This is a genomic window from Nitrospirillum karajorum (assembly GCF_036348415.1).
Taxonomy (GTDB): domain Bacteria; phylum Pseudomonadota; class Alphaproteobacteria; order Azospirillales; family Azospirillaceae; genus Nitrospirillum; species Nitrospirillum amazonense_B.
Genome location: NZ_JAZBQB010000004.1, coordinates 433,692 through 459,067, shown reverse-complemented (window position 1 = coordinate 459,067; position 25,376 = coordinate 433,692). Strand labels below are relative to the sequence as shown.

The 25,376-nt window shown below is 66.3% G+C and carries 29 protein-coding genes; 8 read left to right on the top strand and 21 right to left on the bottom strand.

Features of this window, described 5'->3' with window-relative positions:
- Positions 1 to 8: 8 nt before the first annotated feature.
- The 3 genes from UCD39_RS27565 to UCD39_RS27555 all read left to right on the top strand — a co-directional run bounded on the left by UCD39_RS27565 (position 9) and on the right by UCD39_RS27555 (position 2,952).
- Positions 9 to 800 (top strand): glycosyltransferase family 2 protein, encoded by a 792-nt coding sequence (locus UCD39_RS27565; RefSeq protein ID WP_330498802.1) that lies wholly within the window; start codon positions 9 to 11, stop codon positions 798 to 800.
- A 35-nt stretch (positions 801 to 835) separates the two neighbouring features.
- The gene (locus tag UCD39_RS27560) at positions 836 to 1,561 is read left to right on the top strand and encodes a glycosyltransferase family 32 protein (RefSeq protein ID WP_330498801.1); all 726 of its coding nucleotides are present in this window, start codon (positions 836 to 838) and stop codon (positions 1,559 to 1,561) included.
- Between the two features lie 236 nt (positions 1,562 to 1,797).
- Complete coding sequence (locus tag UCD39_RS27555; protein ID WP_330498800.1) at positions 1,798 to 2,952, top strand: alanine racemase; 1,155 nt, start codon at positions 1,798 to 1,800, stop codon at positions 2,950 to 2,952.
- A 2-nt stretch (positions 2,953 to 2,954) separates the two neighbouring features.
- On the opposite strand, the gene UCD39_RS27550 is transcribed toward UCD39_RS27555, so the two are convergent.
- The 3 genes from UCD39_RS27550 to UCD39_RS27540 are packed head-to-tail and all read right to left on the bottom strand — an operon-like array spanning position 2,955 to position 6,290.
- The gene (locus UCD39_RS27550; protein ID WP_330498799.1) at positions 2,955 to 3,767 is read right to left on the bottom strand and encodes a crotonase/enoyl-CoA hydratase family protein; all 813 of its coding nucleotides are present in this window, start codon (positions 3,765 to 3,767) and stop codon (positions 2,955 to 2,957) included.
- 31 nt (positions 3,768 to 3,798) lie between these two features.
- Positions 3,799 to 4,233, bottom strand: coding sequence for a nuclear transport factor 2 family protein (locus UCD39_RS27545; protein ID WP_330498798.1), 435 nt, complete (start codon positions 4,231 to 4,233; stop codon positions 3,799 to 3,801).
- Between the two features lie 11 nt (positions 4,234 to 4,244).
- A complete protein-coding gene (locus UCD39_RS27540) occupies positions 4,245 to 6,290 on the bottom strand; it encodes an oxidoreductase (RefSeq protein WP_330498797.1) in 2,046 nt (681 codons plus the stop codon).
- A gap of 128 nt (positions 6,291 to 6,418) precedes the next feature.
- On the opposite strand from UCD39_RS27540, the gene UCD39_RS27535 reads away from it, so the two are divergent.
- From UCD39_RS27535 to UCD39_RS27525, 3 genes are read left to right on the top strand one after another with little or no spacing between them, the layout of a single operon-like run.
- Positions 6,419 to 6,979: a PadR family transcriptional regulator gene (locus UCD39_RS27535; RefSeq protein ID WP_330498796.1), complete on the top strand. Its 561-nt coding sequence runs from the start codon at positions 6,419 to 6,421 to the stop codon at positions 6,977 to 6,979.
- 52 nt (positions 6,980 to 7,031) lie between these two features.
- The gene (locus tag UCD39_RS27530; protein ID WP_330498795.1) at positions 7,032 to 8,240 is read left to right on the top strand and encodes a hypothetical protein; all 1,209 of its coding nucleotides are present in this window, start codon (positions 7,032 to 7,034) and stop codon (positions 8,238 to 8,240) included.
- On the top strand, positions 8,212 to 8,652 hold the full coding sequence (locus UCD39_RS27525) for a hypothetical protein (protein WP_145735145.1): 441 nt from the start codon (positions 8,212 to 8,214) through the stop codon (positions 8,650 to 8,652). Before UCD39_RS27530 ends, UCD39_RS27525 begins: the two co-directional genes overlap by 29 nt.
- 48 nt (positions 8,653 to 8,700) lie before the next feature.
- Here UCD39_RS27525 and UCD39_RS27520 read toward each other — a convergent pair whose 3' ends face one another.
- Entirely contained in the window at positions 8,701 to 10,293 is a 1,593-nt protein-coding gene (locus UCD39_RS27520) for a Na+/H+ antiporter (RefSeq protein WP_330498794.1), read from the bottom strand.
- A 189-nt stretch (positions 10,294 to 10,482) separates the two neighbouring features.
- Between UCD39_RS27520 and UCD39_RS27515 the strand changes: the two genes are divergently transcribed.
- Both UCD39_RS27515 and UCD39_RS27510 read left to right on the top strand, forming a co-directional pair.
- Positions 10,483 to 10,740 carry a type II toxin-antitoxin system Phd/YefM family antitoxin gene (locus tag UCD39_RS27515; protein WP_330498793.1) on the top strand — a complete coding sequence of 86 codons (258 nt, stop codon included), beginning with the start codon at positions 10,483 to 10,485 and terminating at the stop codon, positions 10,738 to 10,740.
- 1 nt (position 10,741) lies between these two features.
- Positions 10,742 to 11,185 carry a hypothetical protein gene (locus UCD39_RS27510; protein ID WP_330498792.1) on the top strand — a complete coding sequence of 148 codons (444 nt, stop codon included), beginning with the start codon at positions 10,742 to 10,744 and terminating at the stop codon, positions 11,183 to 11,185.
- A gap of 31 nt (positions 11,186 to 11,216) precedes the next feature.
- On the opposite strand, the gene UCD39_RS27505 is transcribed toward UCD39_RS27510, so the two are convergent.
- The 17 genes from UCD39_RS27505 to pqqA all read right to left on the bottom strand — a co-directional run bounded on the left by UCD39_RS27505 (position 11,217) and on the right by pqqA (position 24,861).
- Positions 11,217 to 12,335 (bottom strand): aldose epimerase family protein, encoded by a 1,119-nt coding sequence (locus UCD39_RS27505; RefSeq protein ID WP_330498791.1) that lies wholly within the window; start codon positions 12,333 to 12,335, stop codon positions 11,217 to 11,219.
- 76 nt (positions 12,336 to 12,411) lie between these two features.
- Positions 12,412 to 13,089 carry a YoaK family protein gene (locus UCD39_RS27500; RefSeq protein ID WP_145735150.1) on the bottom strand — a complete coding sequence of 226 codons (678 nt, stop codon included), beginning with the start codon at positions 13,087 to 13,089 and terminating at the stop codon, positions 12,412 to 12,414.
- Positions 13,090 to 13,093: 4 nt separating this feature from the next.
- Positions 13,094 to 14,512 carry an alginate export family protein gene (locus UCD39_RS27495; protein WP_330498790.1) on the bottom strand — a complete coding sequence of 473 codons (1,419 nt, stop codon included), beginning with the start codon at positions 14,510 to 14,512 and terminating at the stop codon, positions 13,094 to 13,096.
- A 56-nt stretch (positions 14,513 to 14,568) separates the two neighbouring features.
- Complete coding sequence (locus tag UCD39_RS27490) at positions 14,569 to 15,465, bottom strand: VOC family protein (RefSeq protein WP_330498789.1); 897 nt, start codon at positions 15,463 to 15,465, stop codon at positions 14,569 to 14,571.
- A 14-nt stretch (positions 15,466 to 15,479) separates the two neighbouring features.
- Positions 15,480 to 15,941: a DoxX family protein gene (locus tag UCD39_RS27485; protein WP_330498788.1), complete on the bottom strand. Its 462-nt coding sequence runs from the start codon at positions 15,939 to 15,941 to the stop codon at positions 15,480 to 15,482.
- Positions 15,905 to 17,800: an amidohydrolase gene (locus UCD39_RS27480; protein ID WP_330498787.1), complete on the bottom strand. Its 1,896-nt coding sequence runs from the start codon at positions 17,798 to 17,800 to the stop codon at positions 15,905 to 15,907. Before UCD39_RS27480 ends, UCD39_RS27485 begins: the two co-directional genes overlap by 37 nt.
- Before the next feature lie 3 nt (positions 17,801 to 17,803).
- A complete protein-coding gene (locus UCD39_RS27475) occupies positions 17,804 to 18,094 on the bottom strand; it encodes a XapX domain-containing protein (RefSeq protein ID WP_145735155.1) in 291 nt (96 codons plus the stop codon).
- A gap of 65 nt (positions 18,095 to 18,159) precedes the next feature.
- The gene (locus tag UCD39_RS27470) at positions 18,160 to 18,813 is read right to left on the bottom strand and encodes a hydrolase (RefSeq protein WP_145735156.1); all 654 of its coding nucleotides are present in this window, start codon (positions 18,811 to 18,813) and stop codon (positions 18,160 to 18,162) included.
- Positions 18,814 to 19,076: 263 nt separating this feature from the next.
- Positions 19,077 to 19,625 (bottom strand): phosphatase PAP2 family protein, encoded by a 549-nt coding sequence (locus tag UCD39_RS27465; protein WP_330498786.1) that lies wholly within the window; start codon positions 19,623 to 19,625, stop codon positions 19,077 to 19,079.
- An 84-nt stretch (positions 19,626 to 19,709) separates the two neighbouring features.
- Positions 19,710 to 20,207 carry a GNAT family N-acetyltransferase gene (locus UCD39_RS27460; protein WP_330498785.1) on the bottom strand — a complete coding sequence of 166 codons (498 nt, stop codon included), beginning with the start codon at positions 20,205 to 20,207 and terminating at the stop codon, positions 19,710 to 19,712.
- A 102-nt stretch (positions 20,208 to 20,309) separates the two neighbouring features.
- A complete protein-coding gene (locus tag UCD39_RS27455; protein ID WP_330498784.1) occupies positions 20,310 to 20,690 on the bottom strand; it encodes a c-type cytochrome in 381 nt (126 codons plus the stop codon).
- Between the two features lie 38 nt (positions 20,691 to 20,728).
- A complete protein-coding gene (locus UCD39_RS28695; protein ID WP_442943721.1) occupies positions 20,729 to 21,043 on the bottom strand; it encodes a rhodanese-like domain-containing protein in 315 nt (104 codons plus the stop codon).
- Positions 20,977 to 21,345, bottom strand: coding sequence for a rhodanese-like domain-containing protein (locus UCD39_RS27450; RefSeq protein WP_330498783.1), 369 nt, complete (start codon positions 21,343 to 21,345; stop codon positions 20,977 to 20,979). Before UCD39_RS27450 ends, UCD39_RS28695 begins: the two co-directional genes overlap by 67 nt.
- Positions 21,342 to 22,193: a substrate-binding domain-containing protein gene (locus tag UCD39_RS27445; protein ID WP_330498782.1), complete on the bottom strand. Its 852-nt coding sequence runs from the start codon at positions 22,191 to 22,193 to the stop codon at positions 21,342 to 21,344. The genes UCD39_RS27450 and UCD39_RS27445 overlap by 4 nt, the downstream gene beginning before the upstream one ends.
- Positions 22,194 to 22,206: 13 nt before the next feature.
- Positions 22,207 to 22,665 (bottom strand): c-type cytochrome, encoded by a 459-nt coding sequence (locus UCD39_RS27440; protein ID WP_211102249.1) that lies wholly within the window; start codon positions 22,663 to 22,665, stop codon positions 22,207 to 22,209.
- A gap of 138 nt (positions 22,666 to 22,803) precedes the next feature.
- Positions 22,804 to 24,603, bottom strand: a complete 1,800-nt coding sequence (xoxF5, locus tag UCD39_RS27435) for a lanthanide-dependent methanol dehydrogenase XoxF5 (protein WP_322481724.1) — start codon at positions 24,601 to 24,603, stop codon at positions 22,804 to 22,806.
- Between the two features lie 180 nt (positions 24,604 to 24,783).
- Positions 24,784 to 24,861: a pyrroloquinoline quinone precursor peptide PqqA gene (gene pqqA, locus UCD39_RS28690; protein WP_145735224.1), complete on the bottom strand. Its 78-nt coding sequence runs from the start codon at positions 24,859 to 24,861 to the stop codon at positions 24,784 to 24,786.
- Positions 24,862 to 25,376: the final 515 nt, after the last annotated feature.

The window sequence follows — 25,376 nt, the reverse complement described above, 5'->3', positions numbered from 1 at the left end:
CCCGTGCCATGGCAGAGCCCGAGGTCACCGTCATCATTCCCACCCACAGGCGGGCGCTCTTGTTACGCCGCGCCCTGGTGTCCGTGAAGCAGCAGCCGGCGGCGGTGGAGGTGATCGTCATTTCCGACGCCACGGATGCGGAGACGGACCGCGCTTGCGCCGAGCTGCTGTCCGCCGACGATATCTACATCCGCCGCAATGGCGACCCTGGCCCCTCCGCCAGCCGCAACCTGGGCCTGATGCTGGCGCGCGGGCGCTATATCCTGTTCCTGGATGATGACGATGCCTGGCATCCAGATTTCATTCCCGCCCTGTTGGCCCAACCCGCGGTTCAGCAGGGCCTGGCCGTCTATGCCAACGGCAGCGTGGTGACTGAACGGCGGCGCCCCGAGGGACCGGAATTCCTGAGCGAGGACCGGGTGGACATGGCCGGCCGCCTGACGCCGGGGGTCTACATCAAGAACCAGGTCCACATGTCCTGCTTCGCCTTTCCGCGCGCCCTGCTGACGGGGCTGGAGTTCGACGTTTTCATGCGCGCGTATGAGGATTGGGATTTCATGCTGGCCGTCATCAACCGTCAGATTCCGGTGCATGTGCCGGTGCTGGCGTCCCGCATCTTCGAGGTCAAGGACGCGACCACGGACCGCCGGGGCGACAGCCGCCAGGCCAACGACTACAACGTCGTCATCGATTACCTATACGTCTATCGCCGTCACCCCGCCCCCACGCCTGAGATCGCCGAGCGCCGCGTCGCCCTCATGACCGGCCTGGGTATTCCGGTCACCCCCTCCATGCTCTGAGCCTGCTCCCATGGCATTCCTATGATCGCACCCCAATGATCCCACCGTCGCACGACCTGAACGCCTTCGCCGGCCGCATCGTCTTTTGCCTATGGACCGGGCCGGAGATCATGTCCGACGCCCGCATGCGGGCGCTGTGGACCATCTTCCGCAACACCGGCTGCGGCGTCGCCTTTATCACCCAGGAAACGGTGGTGGAATGGGTCAAGCCGGATGCCCCCCTGCACCCCGCCTGGCCCTACCTCAGTTCCACGCACAAGGCGGACTACCTGCGCTGTTACCTGATGCACCATTACGGCGGCGGCTATACCGACATCAAAAGCACGTCCAAGAGGTGGGGCCCGTTCTTCGACCTGCTGGCCCAGCCAACGGCCGAGGGGCCGGAGAAGATGGCCCTGGGCTATCAGGAACTGGCCCACGGCATTCCGCACGTCACGGGGGATTTCGGTGATCTGTTGCGCCGGTCGCACAAGGAACTGATCGGCCTTTGCGCCTTCATCTTCAAGAAGGGCACGCCCCTAACCGCCGCCTGGCTGGCGCGGACGGAGGCCCTGCTGGACCAGAAGCTGGACGCGTTGCGCCGCCATCCCGCCATCCATCCCCTGGACCAGACCGGGGTGCTGCGCCCGGACGGGCAGCCCTCGCCCTACCCCCTGCGCTGGGCGGAGCTGCTGGGCGAGATTTTCCACCCTCTGACCTATGAGATGCGCCAGCATCTGCTGCTGGCCCCCATCGAACCCAGCTTCGCCTCGTACCGGTAGAGCGAGGGGCGGGGCTCACGGTTCGGACGTCAGAACCACCCTTGGACGCGGAACCCGCAGCGGGTGGGTGGGTTGTCACATCTCCGCGTGGCCCTCCAGCCTGCGCGGGCTTCATCTTCCTTCCTACCCACCTTTTACGCCCGGTTCGTTCGCTGACCGAACCGGGCTTTTCTTTTGGGAACGCCCTGTCCCCGCGCTATCTTTCACGCCGTCGATTGCCGGCAGGGAGTGCCCTGGTGACCCATTCCGTCCTTCCCCCCGATCTTGAAACCCCCGTGCTGCTGCTGGATGAGGGGCAGATGGACGCCAACATCGCCCGCATGCAGGGGCGCCTGGACGCGCTGGGGGTGCGCTTCCGGCCCCATGTGAAGACGGCCAAGTGCCTGGAGGTGGCGCGGCGCCAGGTGGCCGCCGGTGCCCGGGGCCTGACGGTCTCAACCTTGAAGGAGGCGGAGTGCTTTTTCGCCGCCGGCTATGGCGACATTCTCTACGCCGTGGCCATCGCGCCGCCCAAGTTCGACCACGCCCTGCGCCTGGCCAAGGCCGGCGTGCGCCTGACCTTAGTGGTGGAATCGGTGGCGGCGGCCGAGCGCCTATCCCGCCATGGGCGGGAGAACGGCCATGTCCACACTGTGCTGATCGAGGTCGATACCGACGGCCACCGTTCCGGAATCCATCCGGAGGCGCCGGTGTTGCTGGACGTTGCGGCGGCCCTGACGGTGGAGAGGGGCGGCGGTGCCCGCCTCAACGGCGTGATGACTCATGCCGGCAGTTCCTACGGCCTGAACACGCCCGAGGCGCTGACGGCCATGGCGGAGCAGGAGCGGGCGGGTTGCGTGCGCGCGGCTGAGCGCCTGCGCGTCGCCGGCCATGCCTGCCCGGTGGTCAGCGTCGGGTCGACCCCCACGGCCCTCAGCGCCCGGCACCTGGACGGGGTGACGGAGGTACGTGCCGGTGTCTATGTCTTCTTCGACCTGGTCATGGCCGGGGTGGGTGTCTGTTCCGTGGACGACATCGCCCTGTCGGTGCTGTGCACCGTCATCGGCCACCGTGCCGACACGGGCTGGGTCATCACCGATGGCGGCTGGATGGCCCTGAGCAGGGACCGGGGGACCCAGCGCCAGGCCAAGGACCATGGCTACGGCCTGGTCGCCGCCGTCGACGGCACCCCTATTGCCGACCTGGCCTTCCGCGATGCCAACCAGGAACATGGCGTGCTGCACTGGACCGGGGCGGCCGGCGCCGACCTGGAAGCCCTGTTTCCCATAGGCACCCAACTGCGCATCCTGCCCAACCACGCCTGCGCCACCGCCGCCCAGTTCGACGCCTATACCGTCCTGCCCAAGGATGGTGGTGACCTGCGACGCTGGGACCGGTTCAACGGCTGGTGAAATTATCGCCGGAAACTCCGCTCCTTGAACTGCGGCGGCTTCTTCTCCAGGCCGGCGCGCAGGGCGATGCGCCAGTTGGCGCCGCGCATGATCTGGAACTGGATGCGCCGTTCCGCCGCGAAGGCGCCGCGCATGCTGGCGCTCCAGGCGCGCTGGAACAGGGCCTTGGCGCCGGCCACCGCGTCGGGGGAGCGGGCGCACAGCTCGGCCGCCAACGCTTCCGCCGCCGCCATGGGGTCGTCCGCCAGCTCGGTCACCAGGTTCAGGGCCTTGGCCTCCGTCCCACGGATCACCTGGGCCGTCATGGTCAGGCGCTTGGCCACGTCGATGGGTACCAGCTCGCGCAAGGACACGCTGCCGCTCATGTCGGGGATCAGGCCCCACTTGCCCTCCATCACCGATAGCTCGCAGTCCGGCGTGGCGATGCGGAAGTCCGCCGCCAGCGCCACCTGCAGGGCACCGCCGTAGCAGCGGCCGTGCAGCACGGCGACGACCGGGACCGGCAGCTCGCGCCAGCACCAGCAGGCGCGCTGGAACAGGTTGGTGCTGCGGCCCAGGGTGACGAAGGCCTTCACGACCTCCCACGGTCGCTTGGTGACGGCGCCGAAGTCCAGCCCGGCGCTGAAGGCCGGCCCTTCGCCGCTGAGGATGACGGCGCGGATTTGCGGCTGGCGCCGGATGGTGGCGGCCGTGCGCACCAGTTGGCGCAGCGTGTCCAAATCCAAAGCGTTCAGCTTCTCCGGCCGGGTCAGGCGGACATGGGCAATGGCGCCCTGAATGTCCAGGCCGACCCTCTGGGGCACCGCATGTGTCATGGTTTTCCGCTCCCTCGGGCGCCGGGCTTGGTCAGATCTGCTGCTTATGCGCGGGAAGGGCATGGGCCAGGCGGCGGCTCATTTCCTCGCCCAGGGCCTGCAGGCCGCTCAGGGGGCGGACCATCACCTCGAACTCCACGATGCGACCCTGCGCGTCGAAGCGGATCATGTCGATGCCCTTCAATTCGCGCTCGCCCACCTTGGCGCTGAACTCCAGCACCACGTTCAGGCCGTCGGCGTCGACGAACTGGCGGTGATAGGCGAAATCCTGAAACACCTGGATGACGGTGCCCAGGATGAGGACCAAGGCCGGCGCCGGGCCATAGGGCGTGAACGCCATGGGGGAACGGAACACCGCCTCCGGATGCACGATGGTGGGCAGGAAGGACAGGTCGCGGCGGGCGACGCCATCGTGCCATTTCTCCAGGCTGGCGGCGACGGCGGGATGCAGCGGCAGGTCGGTCATGATGGTCTCCGTCAGAGGGTGGCGGCCAAGCGGCTGCCCTGGTTGATCGCGCGCTTGGCGTCCAGTTCCGCCGCCACGTCGGCGCCGCCGATCAGGTGGACCGCGACGCCCGCCGCTGTCAGCGGTTCGTGCAGCTCGCGCAGTGGCTCCTGTCCGGTGCAGAGCACGATGGTGTCGGCCGCGATCACCGTCGGGTTCTCCCGCTTCTCGCCAAAGGTGATGACCAGGCCGGCATCGTCGATGCGCTCGTAATTCACGCCGGCCAGCATCTGGACGTTCTTCATCTTCAGCAGCCGGCGGTGGATCCAGCCGGTGGTCTTGCCCAGCCCCTTGCCCAGGCCGCCCGGCTTGCGCTGCAACAGAGTCACGTCGCGCGTCGGCGCCGCGATCTCCGGTCGCGTGATGCCACCGCGCGTTGTGGCCGGGTCGGTCACGCCCCATTCCGCCTGCCAGGCCACCAGGTCCAGGGTGGGGGAGGGGCCGTCCTGCACCAGGTATTCGCTGATGTCGAAACCGATGCCACCGGCACCGATGACCGCCACGCGCCGGCCCACCGGCTTGTTGTGGCGCAGCACGTCCAGGTAGGTGAGCACCCGGCCGCTGGCCATGGCGGCGTCCTGCCCCGGGATGCGCGGGTTCCGCGGCGTGACGCCCGTGGCCAGGATCACGGCGTCAAAGCCGCCGCCGATCAGGTCTTCAGCCGTGACCTTGCGGTTCAGGTGCAGGCTGACGCCCGTCAGGTCGATCTGCCGGCGGAAATAGCGCAGCGTTTCATGGAACTCCTCCTTGCCGGGGATGCGCTTGGCCATGTTGAACTGGCCGCCGATCTCGCCCGCCGCCTCGAACAGGTCGACGTGATGGCCGCGCTGGGCGGCCACGGTGGCGGCGGCCAGGCCGGCGGGGCCGGCGCCCACTACAGCGATACGCCTGCGTACGGCGGCGGGGGCGTAGGTCAGCTCCGTCTCATGGCAGGCGCGGGGGTTCACCAAGCAGGTGGAGATCTGGGCCTTGAAGGTATGGTCCAGGCAGGCCTGGTTGCAGCCGATGCAGGTGTTGATCTCATCCGCCTTGCCGGCGGCGGCCTTGTTCACGAACGCCGGGTCCGCCAGCAGGGGCCGGGCCATGGACACCATGTCGGCGCACCCCTCGGCCAGGATGTGCTCCGCCACCTCCGGCGTGTTGATGCGGTTGGTGGTGACCAGCGGGATGCCGACCTCGCCCTTCATCTTCTTGGTCACCCAGGCGAAGGCCCCGCGGGGGACCGAGGTGGCGATGGTGGGGATGCGCGCCTCATGCCAGCCGATGCCGGTGTTGATCAGGGTGGCGCCCGCCGCCTCCACCGCCTTGGCCAGCTGCACCACCTCCTCCCAGGTGCTGCCGTCAGGGATCAGGTCCAGCATGGACAGGCGGTAGATGATGATGAAATCCGGGCCCACCGCCTCGCGCGTGCGGCGCACGATCTCGACGGGCAGGCGCATGCGGTTCTCGTAAGGCCCGCCCCAGGCGTCGGTGCGCTTGTTGGTATGGGTCACCAGGAATTGGTTAATGAAATAGCCCTCGGACCCCATGATCTCCACGCCGTCATACCCCGCCTCCCGCGCCAGCAGGGCGCAGCGGACGAAGGCGCGGATCTGCCGCTCTATCCCCCGGGCGCTCAGCGCATGCGGGGTGAAGGGGCTGATGGGGGATTTGATGCGGGACGGCGCGACGGCGAAGGGGTGATAGCCGTAGCGGCCGGTGTGCAGGATCTGCAGCGCGATCTTGCCCCCCTCCGCATGCACGGCTTCGGGAATGGGGCGGTGGCGCCGCGCGGTGGAGGTTAGCGCCAGGGTGCCGCCCATGGGCTTGGTCCAGCCGGCGATATTGGGCGCGAAGCCGCCGGTCACGATCAGGCCCACCCCGCCCGCCGCCCGCTCCCCCAGGTACGCGGCCAGCCGGGGCAGGGTGTGGCGGCTGTCCTCCAGCCCGGTGTGCATGGACCCCATCAGCACACGGTTGCGCAATTGGGTGAAACCCAGGTCCAGCGGCTGCAGCAGGTGAGGGTAGGGGGTGGTCATGGCGGCGCCCGTCATTCTTATTATGCAACTTGTTGCATAATGGGGCAGGCGGACCGTTTGTGCAACTGGTTGCATAAAGCCAGGCTGGCCGGGTACCGTCAGGGGCCGCGTTCCTGGATCGAGCCTTCATGTCCCTGCCCCACGCCCTGCTGACCGCCCTGCTGGAACGTCCCTGCTCCGGTTCCGAGCTGGCCGGCCGCTTCGACCGCTCCATCGGCTTCTTCTGGCAGGCAACGCACCAGCAGATTTACCGCGAGCTAAAGCGGCTGGAGGAATTGGGCTGGATCACGGCCCTGGAGCCGGAGGCCGGCCGGGGCCGCAAGCGCGCCTATCAGGTGCTGCCGGCGGGGCGGGAAGAACTGCGCCGCTGGACGGGGGAGGCGCGGGAGCCCAAACCCCTGCGCGATGAGCTGATGGTGCGCCTGCGGGCGGAGGCGGTGATCGGCCCCACCGACCTGGTGCGCGACATCGAAAGCCGCCTGGCCCAGCACCTGGAAAAGCTGGCGCTGTATCAGGAGATCGAACGGCGCGACTTCAGCGACGGCGCCGACAGCCGCCAGCAGGAACTGCGGCATCTGGTGCTGCAGGCCGGCGTGATGGTAGAGACACTGTGGGTGGATTTCTGCCGCAAGGCCATCACGGTGCTGGCGGAGGATGAGGATGTAGGGTCGGCTTCGCCCCCTGATTGACAAGAACAAAATAGGAACATATGTTGCTCTTCCATCAAGAGGGAGAGCAAACATGGATGGTTGGCAACGGCGGTACCGTCTGAGCAACGGACCGGGTAGTCTGGGTGTCCGTTGCACGGCGGACGAGCTGACTCTGGCTGGCGTGCCCTTGTTGATAAAGGGCGCTGGCGGCTTCCAAGCACGCCCCATGGCCGAAGTGGGAACACTGCTCAAGCGCGCTTATAAAAGCAGGGAACCGGGCGCCCATGTTCACGCCGGTCTCGTCAAGATCGCCGAAGCGCTCAATCGGGGCGACCTGACTCAGGCGATGATCCGCGCTGTACACTTGCGTCTACCCGAACTGGACTGGGATGCCGCCGTCCGCTTGGCTCAGGCCAACGACAACCTGGCGAAGTACAGCCCCGACCAGCCGCGTGACGGGCACGGACGCTGGACGAATGAAGATGGCACGGGAGCGATGGGTAGGGCGGTTGAAGCGAAGCCGAACGCGCCTGATAGCCAACGTACAACCGTCAAGCCGGTTGCCCAGTTTGGGGAAAAGACGGCGGATACCCCGAAAGCGCCACCGGCTTATCGCGTTTCGACTGCTGCCGATTTTGCTCTTCCAGAAACGATATTCGATGCGCCGCCTATGTTCGTCTTCTCGCCGACGATCAACCAAGAAAGCCAATCCCTTTGGCGGGAAAGTCTGGCGCCTCTGCTGAATGCAAACCCGAGGTGGCCACTACCCGAAGGCCGGAAGGAATGGGTTGTGGAGCAGGGGGCTACCATCGTCGCACGGCGGGATGGGACACTGGAGTTTCAGAACATTGGTGGACTGCCGCGGACGGAATCAGAAAAGAGTGCGGAATTTCATCCAGACCTACAATTGAAAGACCCGGATAGTGGTACGGTCATAGGTACTCAGCACACCCATCCTTATGATGATGGGACGACTGGAGTATCATTCAGCGGTTCGGATATCAAATACCTGATGGATGAAAGAATTAATTTTTCGCTGGTTCAAAGTGGGGAAGATCAATACCTTTTTCTTAAGACCAAACAGACGGGACATTCAAAAGATTATGAGCGCGGTGGATCCGGTTTTGTTGAGGGATATCAGGATAATAGAGTATCACAAATGAGCTATAGCAAAGATCCGTCAAGGATGAATATTCCCATGCCGGATGCTGCTGAGATAGCGAACATGGAAGCAGCGCTCATGTATAACCTCGTTCTTTATAAGGGACGCAATGGAATACTCTATCGCATTTGGCCGTAAGGCCGTCATCGGAGCGTCGCTTATCGCGACGCTCCTGGCGGGACCGGCTATGGCTGAGGAACGAGGGGCCTGCTCGGCCGATCCCGACCAGCGCCAGGTTCGACACGCTCTTGGTCCCACGATTGATGCGGATCGTTTCAATCGGGTGCTGAACTCTTGGGCGTTGGCTCAAGGCTGGATGAAAGCCAACAATTATCGCGAGGCTGGCCGAGAGCTTTTGAGAGGCTTAGGGGCGATGGGCAGATGTCCCATGCACAGGGCTCCCGAACCTCCTGCTGAATTTCTTGAGCAGCTTGCTGATCAGGCTGAAGATCAGTGGAGTTATCAGCAGGCGGCGATCTTGAGATTCAGGGCTCTGAAGTCAAATTTTAACAATTGCATGGATAATTTTCTTGATCGGGATGATCAATAAATCCGCTTTTCAGGCGGGTATCGCTGGCGCGGCCGTCCATCGCGCGATTTAACCCAACCTCATCCGTGAAGTGGTGGCCGCCATCTCCTGCAAGTCCAGCTCATATTCCAGGACGTGCAGCACGTCGTCGTGGATGCGGCCGGCGCGGTGCAGGCGCAGGATTTCCGCCCGGCCGGCGGCAATGGTGGCCAGCACCACGTCGTAATGCTCGCTGCGGTCGGCGCTCAGGACGTCCCGCTCCTTGGAATAGCGCTCGGCCACCCGGGCGCGGTGGGTGTACTGCTCCAACAGGCGGGGGTGGCGCACGCTGCCGTCGGCATTGTGGGCGCGGGTGCGCACCGCTTCCAACTGCGCGGCGGTAACCGCGGCCATGGCCTGGGGCGCCGTCAGCACCGCGCCCTGGTGCCCGGCGGACTTGTCCAGGCCCAGCCAGCGGATCAGCGGGCCCAGGCTGCTGCCCTGGATCAGTACGGTGCCCAGGATGACGGCGAAGGCGGCGGCCAGGATCAGGTCGCGCCCCGGCACCCCGGTGGGGATGGACAGGGCCACGGCCAGGGTGACCACACCGCGCATGCCGGCCCAACTCAGCAACAGGGCGCTTGCGGGGGACCATAGCGGCCGTCGCTTCACCAGCAGGCCCAGGATCTGGCCCGCCCCTTCCGCCGCGAAGACCCAGAGGAAGCGGGCGGCCACGACGGTGCCCAGCACGGCTAAAACCGGCACGGCCAGGGTGCCCAGCGCGTGTTCCACACCGCCCAGGCGGCTCATCACGCCGCGCAGCGACAGGCCGATCAGGATGAAGACCAGGGCCTCCAGCACGAAGACCATGACCTGCCAGGCGGCGGTGCTCATCAGGCGCACGCTGGCGGTGAACACCTCATGCTGGTGCCAGCCCAGGACCAGGCCGGCGGCCACCGTGGCGATGACGCCGGAGACGCCCGCCGCTTCGCCGCTGATATAAGCGGCCCAGGGCAGCAGGAAGATGGCGGTGATGGTCAGATGCTCATGCTTCAGCAGATGTAGGGCGCGGACCCACAGATAGCCCAGCGCCCCGCCAATGATGACCCCGCCCACGGCCAGGCCGGTGAAGGCCAGGGTGGCCTGGCCCAGGCTGAAGGTGCCCGTGAGGGCGGCCGCGATGGCGAAGCGGAACAGCACCAGGCCGGCGGCGTCGTTCAGCAGGCTTTCCCCCTCCAACAGCACGGTCAGGCGGCGGGGCAGGGTTACATGCTCCAGCACCGCCTTGGCCGCCACCGCGTCGGGGGGCGACACCACCGCCCCCAGCGCGAAGCACACCGCCCAGGGCAGGTCCGGCACTAGCAGGTGGGTGACGACACCCACGGCCAGGGTGGTGAACAGCACCGCGCCGATGGCCAGTTGCAGGATGGCGGCCAGGTTGCGCCGGAACTCCCGCCAGACGGTGTAATAGGCGCCGTCCATCAGCAGCGGGGGCAGGAACAGCACCAGCACCAGGTCGGGGTCCAGGTCGAAGGCCGGCACGCCCGGCACGAAGGCCAGGCCCATGCCGCCGATGATCAGCGCCGCCGCTGGCGGCAGACCCAGGCGCCCGGCCAGCAGCCGCAGGCCCAGGATGGCCACCAGCAGCAGCAGGATGAATTCGAACTGCCCAACGCTGCCCATGATTCTCCGATGGTTTGTCGACAAAATGTTTATCGGCGCGAACAGCGGGCCACGGTAGGCAGCGGCGACCGGCCGTTCTTGTCGGAATGCGCGCGAATTTGAAGGATAGTCCCGCCAATCACCGCAGGGCGGGATCTTGACTCCACATCAGAATAAAATCATAAATTATGTATATTATGGAGGGGTGGAATGCGACAGTTCAGTTCCCTCGACCTTCAGCGCAATGGGGCCAAGGTCCAGGAGGCCGCATTGCGGGAGCCCGTAAGCGTAACCTACCATGGTCGGGATCGCCTGGTGATTCTGTCCGTTGATGAGTTTGAGCGCTTGAAGCAGCGTGACAAGATGGTGATTGCCATCGAAGAGATGCCGGAGGAATTTCTCCGCTCCTTGCAAGAAGCCTATTACGACGCCGAACAGGCCGCGCTCGACCATTTGATGGCTGACTGACATGCCGTTGCCGGATGCCAAGCCTGGCTTGGTGTTTCGTTATGAGTATGTCTGGAAACGCCAGACGCTGGCGGGCAAGGACATCGCTGAAAAGGAACGCCCCGCTTGCGTTGTGTTGTCGGTTGATGGGGTTGCCGGAAGCCGGCGCGTCTTGATCGTCCCGATAACAACGCAGGCGCCTGGTGCGGACACTGCGGCCTTGGAAATCCCGCTGCCGGTCAAGCGTCACTTGGGCTTGGATGCCGACCGGTCTTCCTGGATCATCTTGAGCGAGGCGAACATCGATGCCTGGCCTTCGCCCGATATGCGTCCCATTCCAGAAATCCCTGGGCGTTTTGAATACGGTCTGCTGCCGTTAAGGATGGTCACCGCTTTGCGGGAGGCCGTTCTGACGGCTCTCACCGAAAAGCGGCTTGCTTACGTCGATCGTGAGAAGGGCCCGTGACGGTTTGCCGTGGCTCCGAGGTCGGTGCCCCTTACCGCCCGATGGTGAACACATAGCGGGTGGTGGATTGGAAGGTCTGCCCGGGGCGCAAGATCGTGCTGGGGAAGGCCGGATGATTAGGGGAATCCGGGAAGTGCTGGGTTTCCAGGGAGAATCCGGGGGCGGGCGTGCCGTTCAGGGCGGGCGGCTTGGCGGGCAGGTAGAATTGCAGGCCGGGTTCGGTGGTGTAGACCCGCATCACACGGCCCGACGCGCTGTCGGTCACCGTCGCCACGGTCGCCGCCAGGCTGGCGGCGACCGAGCCGGGTGTGGCCAGGACGAAGTTCTGGTCCATGCCGCCGGTCTTCAGGATCGCGTTGAGCCCGGTGGCGTGGCGCAGGTCGAAGCGGGTGCCGTCCACGGGCGCGATGCTGCCATCGGGAATGGCGTCGGGGCTGGTGGGGGTGTAGCGGTCGGCGGCGAGGGTGATGGCCTGGCCGTCCAGGGGCTGTCCGGCACCCGCCAGATTGAAGAAGGCGTGGTTGGTCAGGTTGACCACCGTCGGTTTGTCCGTCGTGGCGGCATAGTCGATGGCCACGACGGTCTGCCCATCCTGTTGCAGCAGGCGATAGGTCACACGCACGTCCATCGTGCCGGGGAAGCCCATTTCCCCATCCGCTGACGCGTACTGGAATTCCACCCCGTCGGCCACGGCCTTGGCCTGCCACATCCGGTTGTCGAAACCCTTAACCCCGCCGTGCAGCGTGTTGGGCCCCAGGTTGCGGTCCAACTGATAGACGTGGCCGTCCAAGGGGAAGGCGCCATTGGCGATGCGGTTGGCGAACCGCCCGACGGAGGCGCCGGCCATGACCCAGAACCCCGCCAGCGTCGCCGGGTCCTTGGGGAAGACCAGCACGTCCGAGCTATGGCCCTTGCGGTCGGGCAGTTGCAGCGACACCATGCGCGCGCCGTACGTGGATAGCGTCAGCCGGGCGTTGCCGGTGGACAGGGTCAGCGTTTCCGCCCGGTCCCCCTCCGGCGTCATGCCCCAGGGGGCCCGTTCAACGGTGGCCGCCAGGGCGGGACTTCCCGCCATCGGCCCGCCGGCCAGCGGGATCACGCACGCGACCACCGCCGCACATCGACCCAGCGTCCGCTTGGTCCCACTCATATTCCCCCTTTATCGCCGCCCGGCATGTTACCGCTAACTATAGCGGTCCTCGGGGCCGGGCGCGAGGGGGCGCGTCTCACGTCTTCGCGGGCTCATTCCCCACGACCAGCACGCCGATGAAGGCGATGACCGGCGGCACGACGAAGGCCCATTCGCGCACCACCAGGAACAGGCCGGCGGCGGCGGCGCAGCCGAGCGCGAAGCCGATGACGCTGGCCGACATCTTGCCCAGCCGGCCCTTGGCGGCGGCCCGCGCCTCCGGCCCAACGCCGCGCATCAGGTCGGCCAGGTCGATCATGATCTGGGTGGTGGTGCCGGTCATCAGGGTGGTGGGCGGAGTGGTGCTCATATGGGCGCGGTGCATGCCGTTCTGCAGGGCCATGGCGGTCACCAGTACCATGCCGGTGACGATGGCGGGCAGGGCGTCGCCATCGTGGAAGGGGCCGAAATGGATGGCCAGGGCGGCACCGGCGGCCAGCAGCAGCATCTTCAGAACCAGCAGGGTGCGCAGGATGGGCACCTGGCGCCGCTCCAGCCCCGCGCAGAGGAAGCGCGACAGGATCACCACCACGCAGAACACCGGCAGGGCCAGCAGCTTGGCCCCCGCCCCCGACGTTCCCAGCACCAGGGAGGCGCCGAAGGTGACGAAGTTGCCGGTGACATGGGCGGTGAACAGCCCCTGCAAGGCCAGGAAGCCGGCGGTATCGACATAGCCGCCGTTGACGCTCAACAACACGGGCAAACCCTGTTTCATGACCCTACCATCCCAGTTTGACTTCGATGCCCAGATAATCGCTGTCGTGCCCGCCGGCGCGCCGCAGGGTGTCGCCGATGGCGTAATGCACCGCCTCCACCGCCGTTGTCAGGTTGCCCGTGACGGCATAGTCTGCGCGTAGCTGGCCGTAAACGCCGGTCCAGGGCGTGCCCTTGCCGGCGGTGCCGGGAACGGCGATGGTGGGCTGGGCATAGACGGCATCCGCCGTCGTCTGCCGCCACAACAGGCCCGCCGCCGTCATCAGGCTGAGCTTCGGCAACGGCTTCACCGTCAGCGAGGGCTTCAGGTGGATCAGGTTGGCATAACCGGTGTAGCCCGCCAGCGCGAAATAATAGCCATTGGGGAACAACGGGTTGAAGGTGCCCAGCCGCCCGTCGCCCGGCCGGTCGTCGCCCGAGGCGGCATCCGCCTGCAGGCCCAGGCGCGGCGTCCAGAGGACGTCATTCAAGGTGTAGCCGGTCAGGGCGCCGACCGCCCAGGACCCCACCGCCTTGGGCCCGACTGATCCCCACTGGGCCATGCCCTCCACGTCCCAGTCGAAGCCCGCCGCCGCCCCGGCATAGCGCACGTCGAAGATGTCGCGCCGCTCCAGCCCGCTGGCGTCCAGGTATTTGGCGGTGTCGTTCTGGTAGCGGGAATAGTAAGCGGACAATTCCCCAGGCCCCACGCCTGAATGTTCCACGCGGATGCCGCCATATTGCAGGTGGGTGTTGGAATAGTCGTCGAACGGTTCCCCCGTGCGGTACTGCACCGGGTGGCTCCAGAAACTGATGACGCGCCAGGGCGCGCTTTCCACGTTGACCCATACGGCGTCAAAGGCCTGGCGCACGTTGGGGCCGTCGCGGGTGGAAACGAAGCGCTGGCGGTCGAAGCCCATCTCCTGCCGGCCGGCGCGGACCTTCAGCGTGATGCCATCGTCAAGGTCGCCGCTGTAGGCGACGAAGGCCTGACGCAGATCAGCCTGGTTCTGGTCGGCCGGTGTCAGGGTGGCCTTGTCGAAGGCGCGCGCATCCTCGAACTGGCCGAACAACTGCCAATGGCCGTCGATGCGCAGGTCCAGGTGGGTCTGCAGGCGCTGGATGACATAGCTGTCGCCCTTGCGTCCCCCGACGCCGAACAGGGGCGCCTCGTTGTCCTCGAACCGCTCGCGCAGGGTCAGGCCCAGCGACAGGTAGGTCTGGGCGTTGGTGTCGTCCAGCGGGATGTACTTCAGCCCGTCCAGAGGTTCGGTGCGCAACGCCGGATCGGCCAGGGCCGACCAATCCTCCTGCCACCGGTTGGACTTGATGGCCGGGCGGGTCGCGGCCGGGGCCGCGGGCGTCTCTATCGTATCATCCTCCTGCGCCCTGGCCCCGCCGGGAAGGGCGCAGGCCAGGGTGCCGAGAGTGAGTATGGACGCCATCAGGTGCCGACGGCACGGGGGCGATGCTGGGTGCCGTCGGCAGATCATGACGGGACTTAGGACGCGGTGCTGTGGATTTCGGCGATGTAGCCGCCGGGGAACTGCACCACCACGGCCTTGCGGTGGTCGGCGGTGTAGGGCTCCACCACCACGGTCACGCCGGCGGCCTTGGCCTTGGCCAGGGTCTCATCCAGGTTTTTGACCTCATAGCCCGTCATCTCCCGGCCATAGGGCCAGGGCAGATGGCCATCGGTGACCAGCACGGTCATCTTGCCGAAGGCGCTCTCGATGCGGACACGGCGGTAGGTGTCGTTGGGATGGCCGATTTCCACGCCCGGGGCCTTGGCGTCGTCGGACACCACCTTGCCATGGCTGAAGGCCACCCAGTCCTTCACGAACTCCTTCACCTTGTGGGCGGAGACGTAGACGCGGTTCTCCGGCACGGTTTCGAAGGCGGTGTAGTTGGGCGTCGTGGTGTGCCAGTACAGCTGCATGTTCACGCCACCCGGCCACTGGATGACGGTGTCGCGGCCGATGGGGTCGGGGAAGGGCTCCACCAGCACGTCAGCGCCGGCGGCGACGGCGGCCTTGGTCGCCACGTCCATGTCGGTCACCAGATAGCCCGTGCGCTCCGCCCCGAAGGGATAGGGGACGGGGGTCTTGAACCCGAACAGGGAGACGGTGCCCACCGGGGTCTGCAACAGCTGCGACGTGGTGCTGCTGGGTGTGGGCGTGACGGTGGCCACCACCTGCTTGGTGCTCTGCCCGCCGAAGGTGGCGAGGAAGCTGGCGACGAACTTGTCGACATCCTCCACCGCCACATAGACGTGGGTGGTGTCGTACTGTGGCGCCACGGCGATGGCCGGGCTGGCGGGGGCGGCGGCATGTGCCGCCAGGGGCAGGGCCAGGCAGGCGCCCATCAGCAGGGCGGCGGCATAAGAACGGATACGCATCGGAAAGGCTCCCATCAGGATGCGGACGGTGAAGGATGCTGGGACTTCAGGTCATGCCAGGCCACCAGCAGGAAGCCGCCGACCAGTCCCAGATGTTCGTAAAAGGCGTTCGCGGTCATGGCGCGCTCAGGCCCCGCCATGGTCCAGTAGCGGTTGGCGACGAAGGTGGCGAACAGTGTGAAGCCCGCCAGGGCCAGGGCGCCCAACCAGCGCAGGCGGCCGGCCAGAATCAGCAGCGAGGCCCCCAGCTCCAGCGCGATGACCGCCGCCGCCAAGGCGGGAAGGGGCGGCATGCCGAAGTGCGCCAGTTCGGCCACGGCCCCGCCGAAATCCAGGGCCTTGTTGATCCCGCCCTGGAGATAGGCGGCGCAGAGGCCCAGCAGCGCCACCCATCGCACGATGGGGGGCGTCAACACGCGGGCGGCCAAGCCTTCCATGATCAGACGGCCCAGCAGGCGCAGCCCAGGGCGCCCCAAAAGGACTTCAGGTCGCGGATGGGCAGCTTGGCCGACCAGGCGGTGGCGTGGCTGTGGCCATGCACGCCGCAGGCGCTGTCACAGCCGCAGGACTGGGCCGCCTGGCGCTGCAGCTTGGTGTTCGTCGGTTCCAGCAGGTTCCAGGCGCCATAGCCGCCGAAGGTCCGCACCGGCGACCAGTCGGGCATGGCCGGCGGCACGGGGGCGGCGTCGTGGCTGGCGAAGTCGCCGGCGCCGTAAACCACCTTGCCGCCCACCACGGTCAGTAGGGCGGTGGTGTCGGCGATCTCATCCTCGGCACAGGCGAAGAAATCGCGGTCCGGCACGATCAGGTCGGCCAGCTGGCCTTCCTGGATGCGGCCCTTCTTGCCCTCCTCGTTGGAGAACCAGGTGGTGTTCTCCGTCCACATGCGCAGCGCCGTCTCGCGATCCAGGCAGTTGGCGCGGGGGTAGAGGTGCAGGCCGCCCACCGTCTTGCCGGTGATCAGCCAGGCCAGCGAAACCCAGGGGTTATAGCTGGCGACGCGGGTGGCGTCGGTGCCGGCGGAGACCTTGACACCCTTTTCCAGGATGCGCGCCACCGGCGGCGTTGCCGCGGCTGCCCCCAGGCCATACCGCTCCACGAAATATTCGCCCTGGTAGGCCATGCGGTGCTGCACGGCGATGCCGCCGCCCAAGGCCGCGATGCGGTCGATGGATTCGTCGGAGATGGTCTCGGCGTGGTCGAAGAACCAGTTCAGGCCCTCCAGCGGCACGTCCTGGTTCACCTTCTCGAACACGTCCAACGCGCGGCTGATGGTCTCGTCATAGGTGGCGTGCATGCGCCAGGGCCAGCGGTTCTGCGCCAGGATGCGCACCACCTCTTCCAGGTCACCTTCCATCTCCGGCGCCATGTCGGGGCGGGGCTGGCGGAAATCCTCGAAGTCCGCGGCGGAGAACACCAGCATTTCGCCGGCGCCGTTGTGGCGGAAATAGTCGGTGCCCTGCTTGTAGGTCGAGGTCCGCGTCCAGTTCAGGAAGTCGTCCTTCTCGCCCTTGGGCTTCTGCGTGAACAAATTATAGGCGAGGCGGATGGTCAGCTGGTTCTCATCCGCCAGCTTCTGGATGACCTCATAGTCATCGGGGTAGTTCTGGAAGCCGCCGCCGGCGTCGATGGCGCCGGTGACGCCCAGCCGGTTCAGCTCCCGCATGAAATGACGGGTGGAGTTCACCTGGTATTCGAAGGGCAGCTTGGGGCCCTTGGCCAGGGTGGCGTAGAGGATGGCGGCGTTGGGCTTGGCCAGCAGCAGGCCGGTGGGGTTGCCGCTGGCGTCGCGCAGGATTTGCCCGCCCGGCGGCTCCGGCGTGTCCTTGGTGTAGCCCACGGCGCGCAGGGCGGCGCCATTCAGCAGCGCGCGGTCATAGAGGTGCAGGATGAACACCGGCGTATCCGGCGCCACGGCGTTCAGTTCCTCGATGGTGGGCAGCCGCTTTTCCACGAACTGGTGTTCGGTAAAGCCACCGACCACGCGCACCCACTGCGGGGCGGGGGTGACCGCCACTTGGCGCTTCAGCATGGCCATGGCGTCGGCCAGGCTGCGCACGCCGTCCCAGCGCAGCTCCATATTGAAATTCAGGCCGCCGCGGATGATGTGCAGGTGGTTGTCGATCAGGCCGGGCAGGACGCGGCGGCCCTTCAGGTCGATCACCTTGGTGCCGGGGCCGGCGTGGGTCATCACCTCACGCTCGCCGCCCACCTTCAGGAAGCGGCCGTCCTTGACGGCCACGGCGGTGGCGGTGGGGTTGGCGCGATCCAGCGTGGTGAACAGCCCGTGATGCAGGATCAGGTCGGCCGTCTGGACATCAGCAGCGGTGGTCATTTCTCAGGTCCCTTTAGCGGTATCGGGTGCGGCGGCATCCGCGGCGGCGGCTTTGGGCGCGCCTTGCGGCAAATGGCCGAACATGTGCGGGCGCACCTGTTCCTGCATCCAGGACAGGGCGGCCGGTTCCTTGGCCCACAGGGTTTTCAGCAGGGGCGGGATCTGCTCACCCACCAGGATGCCCAGCAGGCCCACCAGGGCAACCACGGGCGGGGCGGGGGACCGGACGTTGATCAGGGCGTAGATCACGCCCACCAGCAACCCGGCGCCCAGTGACAAGAGGTAGACTTTCATGGGGGCGTTCTCCCTGCCGCCAGAAGAAGGGCGCGGCCGGACGCAGGCCCGGCCGCGCCGACGGCTCAGCCCTCGTGGGCGTTGAACATGGTCTTGGCGTAGGTGATGCCCAGGCCATAGGCGCCGCCGAACTTCTTGGCGATGCCGGTGGTCATGTCGTAGGTCTCGGTCCGGGCCCAGTCGCGCTGCAGTTCCAGCATGTACTGCAGGGCGGTGATCGGGCGGGCGCCGGCCTGGACCATACGCTCCACCGCGCGCTCATGCGCCTCGGTCGACACGTCGCCGCAGGCGTCGGTGATGACATAGACCTCAAAGCCCTGGTCGATGGCCGACAGGGCCGGGCCGACGATGCAGACGCTGGTCCACAGGCCGGCCAGCACGATGCGCGACTTGCCGATGGCGTTGATCTGGCGGATCACTGCGGCGTCTTCCCAGGTGTTCATGGACGTGCGGTCCAGCAGATCCTGGCCCGGGAAGGCGTCGGTGATCTCGGCGTACATCGGGCCGGAGAAGCTCTTCACCGCCACGGTGGTCAGGATGGTCGACACCTTGAAGCCGGCGGCGGCGTTGGCCACCAGGGCCGCGTTGTTGCGCAGCATGATGGCGTCGATCGAATTGGTCGCGAAGGACATCTGCGACTGGAAGTCGATCATGATCAGGGTGTGATCGGTGGGGGTCAGCAGCTTGGCGCCGGGGGTGGGCGTGGCCGTGATGGACATGATGTTTTCCTTGCGAAGGCTGGCGGGGTTTCGAAAATCGCTGCCGGTCGTGATTGCCGGCGCGGCCCATAAATGGCGCCAATGGCCTTCGGGGATCTTGTCGAAAGGATTGGGGATTTGAAGTTCGAGACGGTTCAGTCACCGACGGGGTTGGCCACGCCGGGGCCTGTGCCGGTGTGTCGCACCCGGGCATCCGGGCGGGACGGATAGGGGGACCGGCTCGCCTCGTCCGGGGCTCCGCCCTACGGTGTTACCCTACGGTGTTACAACGTCACCCAGTGGCGGATCAGCCCGTCCAGCCAGCCGACGGTCATGAAGGCGATGGGGGCGGCCACGGCCAGGGTCGCGGCCAGCCATAGGCGCGAGCCTGTCCGGATGCGGCCCACCGCCCAGGGGCAGCCGGTGGCCAGCAGCCCCAGCGACCCGACGGCGAAGCCACCCAGGACATCCACCCAGGTGTGCTCCGTCAGCAGGATGCGCGACACCCCTTCCAGCAGGGCGATCGCGGCCAGGGTGGCCAGGATCACGGGCACGGCCGTGCGATCTCGGTTCAGGCCGCCACGCAGATAGATGGCCAGCAACCCGCCATAGAAGGCCACGGCCAGGGTGACATGCCCGCTTGGGAAATGGGGCAGGTCCGGGTCATCGCGCAGCACCCCACGGATCGCCAGCGCGACCAGCAGCGCCATCATCACGCCGCCGCCCCACGCCACCGCGACCCCATAATCCCGCCGGGCCAGCAGCACGCCCACCAGGGCGAGGAACAGGGGGAGGACGAAGCCGATCGTGGCCAGGGTACTGATCAGCTGCATGACCATCCATCACGGGGGAATTTGCCGATGAGCGCGCAGACTAGCAGCGGGGGCTTGCCAAGGGCCAGGGCCACCGGGTCGCGGTCATTGATTGTGCACAACGCCCGCGTCCAGGCGGAACACACCCTCGTCCACCCATTGGTCCAGGCGCGCGGAATGGGCTTGGCCGGACCCGACGAGACGGAAGCCGTTGCGGATCAGCACCCCGGCCGATGCCGTGTTGCTGACGGCTACGCGGGCGTAGAGCGGACGGATGGCGATGCCGGCGACGAAGGCCGCGACGGCGGCGGTGGCGATGCCCCGGCCCCAATAGGCGCGGCCCAGCCAGTAGCTGATGGAGGGCTGGCCCTCTTGAATGAAATGCGCGACATAGCCCGCCACGCCACCGTCCGCCTCCACGGTCCGTGTCAGCAGGTCCGGGTTGGCCCGGATGACGGCCCACTTGGCCAGGAACGCCCCCTCATCATCCGATCGTGCCGTGCCAAATACCGCTTGGTCGGCGGCAATAGGGTCGGCCTGCTGCGCGAAGAAAACCGGCAGGTCGGTGTCCATCACGGGGCGTAAAGCGCGAAACGACGTCATACGCCCGACCATAACCCCCATTCCACAGTGCGTCCGCGGGTCCAAACAAAAACACCCCCGCCCGGTGATTCCAGGCGGGGGTGCCTCCGGAGCGGTATCCGCTTACTTCAGCGTCTCGAGATAGGCGATGACGTTGTCGCGGTCCTTCTGATCCTTCAGGCCGACGAACACCATCTTGGTGCCCGGCACAACGGCGCGCGGATCGGTCAGATAGGTGTCCAGCTCCTTGGCTGTCCATTCCTTGTTGGCGCCCTTCATCGCCGCGGAATAGTCGTAGCCGGGGGCGGTGGCGGACTTGCGGCCGACGACGCCGTGCAGGCTGGGGCCCACCTTGTTCACGCCGGCGTCGATGGAATGGCAGACGGCGCACTTCTTGAACACCACCTGGCCGGCGGCCGCGTCGCCCGCAGCCAGGGCCGTGCCGGCCGATCCACCCGCGATGATCGTGGCGGTCACCGCCGCCCAAAATCCGATACGTCGCACTTCAACTCTCCTTTGCCTGTTCTCTGGTCGTCGTGAACTCAGGGAACCCCCGGGGCCTCCGGGGGGGTCAGCGCCGTGGCCGTGGCCAGGGGCAATCCGGCGGCGCGCCAGCCGTCAACGCCATCTGGGTACCAGGCGACATTGGTGTAACCATAACTGGCGGCGCGTTTGGTTGCATTCCAGCTCATCCAGCAATCGGGCAGACAATAGAACACCAGCGGGCGGCTCTTGTCGCCCCCACTTAAAGTCGCAAGTTGTTGCTGGAACCACTTTTCCAGACCGGGGCTTAACGCCCCCCGGCCCACGTCGGGCAACCAGACGCTGCCCGGAAGGTCGGCGTGGGACAGGGGCATCCAGGGGACTCTGGCGCCATCCCCGCCGGACGGCGGGGGGCCGGCACCACGTCCACCAGGATCACGCGGTCGCTCTGCCGGGCCAGCAGGTCCCGCAGCGCATCGGTGGTCAGCACCTTGCCACCCGATACCGTCGCGGGCACCGGCGCCCGATAGTCGTCCAGACGATAGCCCGGTGGTTCAGGCACCGGGGTGGCCGACTGCGCCAGCGCATTGGCCGCCAGCAGGCCCACAGCTAGCACACCCGATGCCAGCACGCCCGATGCCAGGCCGGCGGCGCGCGCCGCCGCGCCCAACCTCATGGTTTGGCGCCGGCGCCGGGCAGGGTGCCGGGAATGGGCTTGTTCTCCTCATCCAGCAAGGGGATGCCATAATCCGCCAAGAGCGTGTCCACCTCGGCCCGATGACGGCGCAGGGCCTGGTCCACAGTGCGCCGCCATTCCGGTTCGTTGGCGCGCACGCCCATGGTGATACGGAAATCCAGGCGGTTGCCGTCACCCTCCGGGTCCAGGAAGGCGGCCCTCAGGGGCAGCTTTTCCTTCTTGATGTAATAGCCGGCGATGGGCCCCCACAGCAGGGCCACGTCGATCTTGCGATCCACCAGGTCCTGCAGCATCGCCCGCGAGGGCGACTCGTAACGGGTGTCCACCGTCAGCGCGTAGGAGGTCGTCTTGGACATCAGGTTGTGGCGCAGCAGCAAATCGGTGGGGGGCGTCGCCGCCACCAGGCCGAAACGCTTGTCGGCCAGGCTGGGGTCGCCCAGCGAGGTCGCGGTGAGGCCGGCATCTGCCCGCGTCACGATCATATAGCCGCTGTGGTAATAGGCGCTGGTGTTGTCCATCAGCGGGTCACCCGCCACCGTGCCCATGACGAGATCGCATTGGCGGGCGCGCAGGGTATTGCGGACGAACCCCATCACCTGCGGGAACCAGACATAGCTGACGGGCAGCTTCAGGTCCTGGCCGATGATGGCCGCGACCTTGTTCTCAAACCCCTCCTCCTTCTGGTTGGAATAGGGCAGGTCGTTGGGGTCGGCGCAGATGCGCAATTCGGTGCGGGACACCAGCTCGGCCGTTTGGGCCTGGGCTTGTGTTCCGGTCAGGGATAGCGGCAGCAAGGCCGCCATCGCCAGGCGGAAGGCCGTTTTCATGAGGGCGCCGCTCTCAATCCCCGATGCGTTGCGGGCGGCCGCGGCCCAGGGCGCCGTCGGACCGCGCCTTGAGGTAGCCGTAGATGTCATCCAGGTAATTGGCCACGTCCTCCGTCGTGCCGAAGGACGGCATGACGTTGTTGTTGGCGGTGTTCACGTTCTTGCGGCCATTGATCACCGTCTCGGCGAAGGCGTCATAGTCCATGTGCTTCAGGCTGTCCGTCAGGTCTGGGGCATAGGAACTGCCGGCCCCGTCGGGCCCGTGGCACCGCATGCAGGATTCGCCATAACGGCGATAGCCGTTGTAGGTGCCGGGATCGACCTTGCCGCCTTCCACCTTGTAGGGCTTCGCCTCGGCCGCCTTGGCGGCGGTGGGCGCGCTGCCGTCCGCGGCACCGGCGGCGCCGGCGGCAACACAGAGCGGCAGGGCCATGAGGGTGATGGCAGCGGTCAGCGCCAAGCGTTTCGGCATCAATCGAACCTCTTTCACAGAATGTGGTTTTGCGTACTGTTTTTCGCGTGCGCAGTTCAGGCTGAGTGGCCCGGTTGGGGGTAAAGAAACCCCGCCTGGGGGATCGCCCCAGGCGGGGGATGAGTGGAATAGAGAGGGTTACGGTAGGGCAAAGACGGTGAGCACACCGCCCAGCTGGGTGTAGTTGGCCAGCTGCTTGTAGGCGCCGACGGCACCCAGGCCCTCGGAGTCGCCACCCAAGCCGGCAGCCATGCCGATGCCGGCCCAGCCGCCGACACCGGACAGCACGGCGATGTACTGCTTGCCGCCATGCTCATAGCTTGTGACGTTGCCGATGATCCCCGACGGCGTCTTGAACTTGTACAGTTCCTTGCCGGTCTTCATGTCGACCGCCTTCAGGTAGCCTTCCAGCGTGCCGTAGAAGGCGACGCCGCCCGCCGTGGCCAGGGCGCCCGACCAGACGGAGAAGGTTTCTTTGTTGGACCAGACGATTTTGCCGCTGCTGGCGTCCCAGGCGATGAAGTTGCCGAGGTGGGTCTCACCCTTGGGCGGGAACATCGACAGGGTGGCGCCCACATAGGGCTGGCCGGCGGTGTAGGACACCTTGAACGGCTCATAGTCCATGCAGACGTGGTTGGTCGGCACGTAGAACAGGCCGGTTTCCGGCGAGTAGGCCGCCGGCTGCTGGTCCTTGCTGCCCAGCGCGGCCGGGCACACGCCCTTGGTGTTGTGGTCTTCGCCGTTGTGGTCGGTGCTGTACTGCGCCACCACTTCGGGCCGGCCGGTCTTCATGTCGACATGCGTGGCCCAGTTGACCGCCGGATCATACTTCTCCGCCACCAGCAGTTCGCCGGTCTCCCGGTTCATGGTGTAGGCGAAGCCATTGCGGTCGAAGTGGACCAGCGCCTTGACGGGCGTGCCCTTCACCTTGATGTCGGCCAGGATCATCTCGTTGACGCCGTCATAGTCCCATTCGTCATGGGGCGTCATCTGATAGACCCACTTGGCGATGCCCGTGTCGGCGTCGCGGGCGAAGATGGTCATGGACCATTTGTTGTCGCCGGGGCGCTGCTTGGGGTTCCAGGTCGAGGGGTTGCCCGAGCCGTAATAAATCAGGTTCAGCTGCGGATCATAAGCGGTCCAGCCCCAGGTGGCGCCGCCGCCCGTCTTCCACTGGTCGCCCTGCCAGGTCGACAGGGACGAGTTGGCGCCGACCGGCTTGCCCAGGCTGGTGGTCTTCTGCGGGTCGAACAGGATCTGGTCGTCAGGCCCGACGGAGTAGGCCTTCCACGCGACGGAGCCGTCCTTCAGGTTGTAGGCGGTCATACGGCCCTGCACGCCGAACTCGCCGCCGCTGATGCCGACCAGCACCTTGTCCTTCACCACCACCGGCGCCCCGGTCATGGTTTCGCCCTTCTTGGGATCGCCGTTGGCGACCTTCCACAGCTCCTTGCCGGTCTTGGCGTCCAGCGCCACGACGTTGGCGTCCGCCTGGTTTAGGATGATCTTGCCGTCACCATAGGCCACGCCGCGGTTGACGGTGTCGCAGCACATGACGGGAATGACGCTGGGGTCCTGCTTGGGCTCATACTTCCACAGGATGCGGCCCTGGTTGTTCAGGTCCAGCGCGTACACCACGTTGGGGAAGGGGGTGTGGACGTACATGACATCGCCCACGATCAACGGGCCGCCCTCATGGCCGCGCAGCACGCCGGTGGAGAAGGTCCACACGGGGCGCAGTTCCTTGACGTTGGCGGTGGTGATCTGCTTCAGGGGGCTGTAGCGCTGGTTGGCATAATCGCCGGATTGCATGACCCACTGTTTGGGGTCCTTGGACATCTTGGACAGTTCGTCGTTGGCCAGCGACGGTTGGCTGGACAGCAGACTGGCCGCCACTAAGGCGGTCCAGGACAACAACACCTTCTTCCGCTGATTCATCATTTCCCTCCCTGGGGATTGGCCGGTAGGTCCGGTCCGATTGGTGTCCGCCTGGCCGGCGGATGGGCGACGCATTTTAAGAACAGGTGGGTGGTTGCGGGGGCTTGGGCAAGCCAGCGAAACGCCCCAAAAACAAACAGGCCGGGCGGACCCCGCCGGGCCCGCCCGGTGATGGCGGCGTCAGACGTCCGCGCAGGCGTAGCAGTTGATTTCCATGCCGAGCGCGATCTCGGTGACGACAGGCTTTTTCCAACGCATGGGGATCTCCTCAAGGGTGAAGGACAGGTCCGTTCAGACTGGTTTTCTCCCGCGCTGGGCCTTGGACGCCTCCGCAACCCCTGGACCTGGTGCCGCCGGTTGTGCCGCTCACGCTTGATTGCCAAGCAGGCGTCCGCCAACGGCAGTCGGGGTGACGATCATCGGTCACACCGCAGGCGCACGATCACGCGGGAACTTGAACTTTGCCAGTTTTGCGTCTTCGCTGACCCACCGGACCTTCGCCGGGGGCCTAATCCTCTCCTGGGCGCTGTTCTTTCGGCCTTCGCCTTGAAATCCCAAGAGGGAAATCCCAAGGGCGATGACCGCTGATCAGCTTGATGCCCATCTTCGAGAAGCCCGTCGCGGGTGCCAATTGTACTTTGGTACAAGGGTGGTTTAACCCCTGCGTCGTACCAACCCCCGGTAAGCGATCTCGGCGCCATTTTGACCATAAACTCTTTCTTAATCAAAATCTTGTTCTGTATTGGCGGGAGGCCGGCCTAATCCGGTGGTTG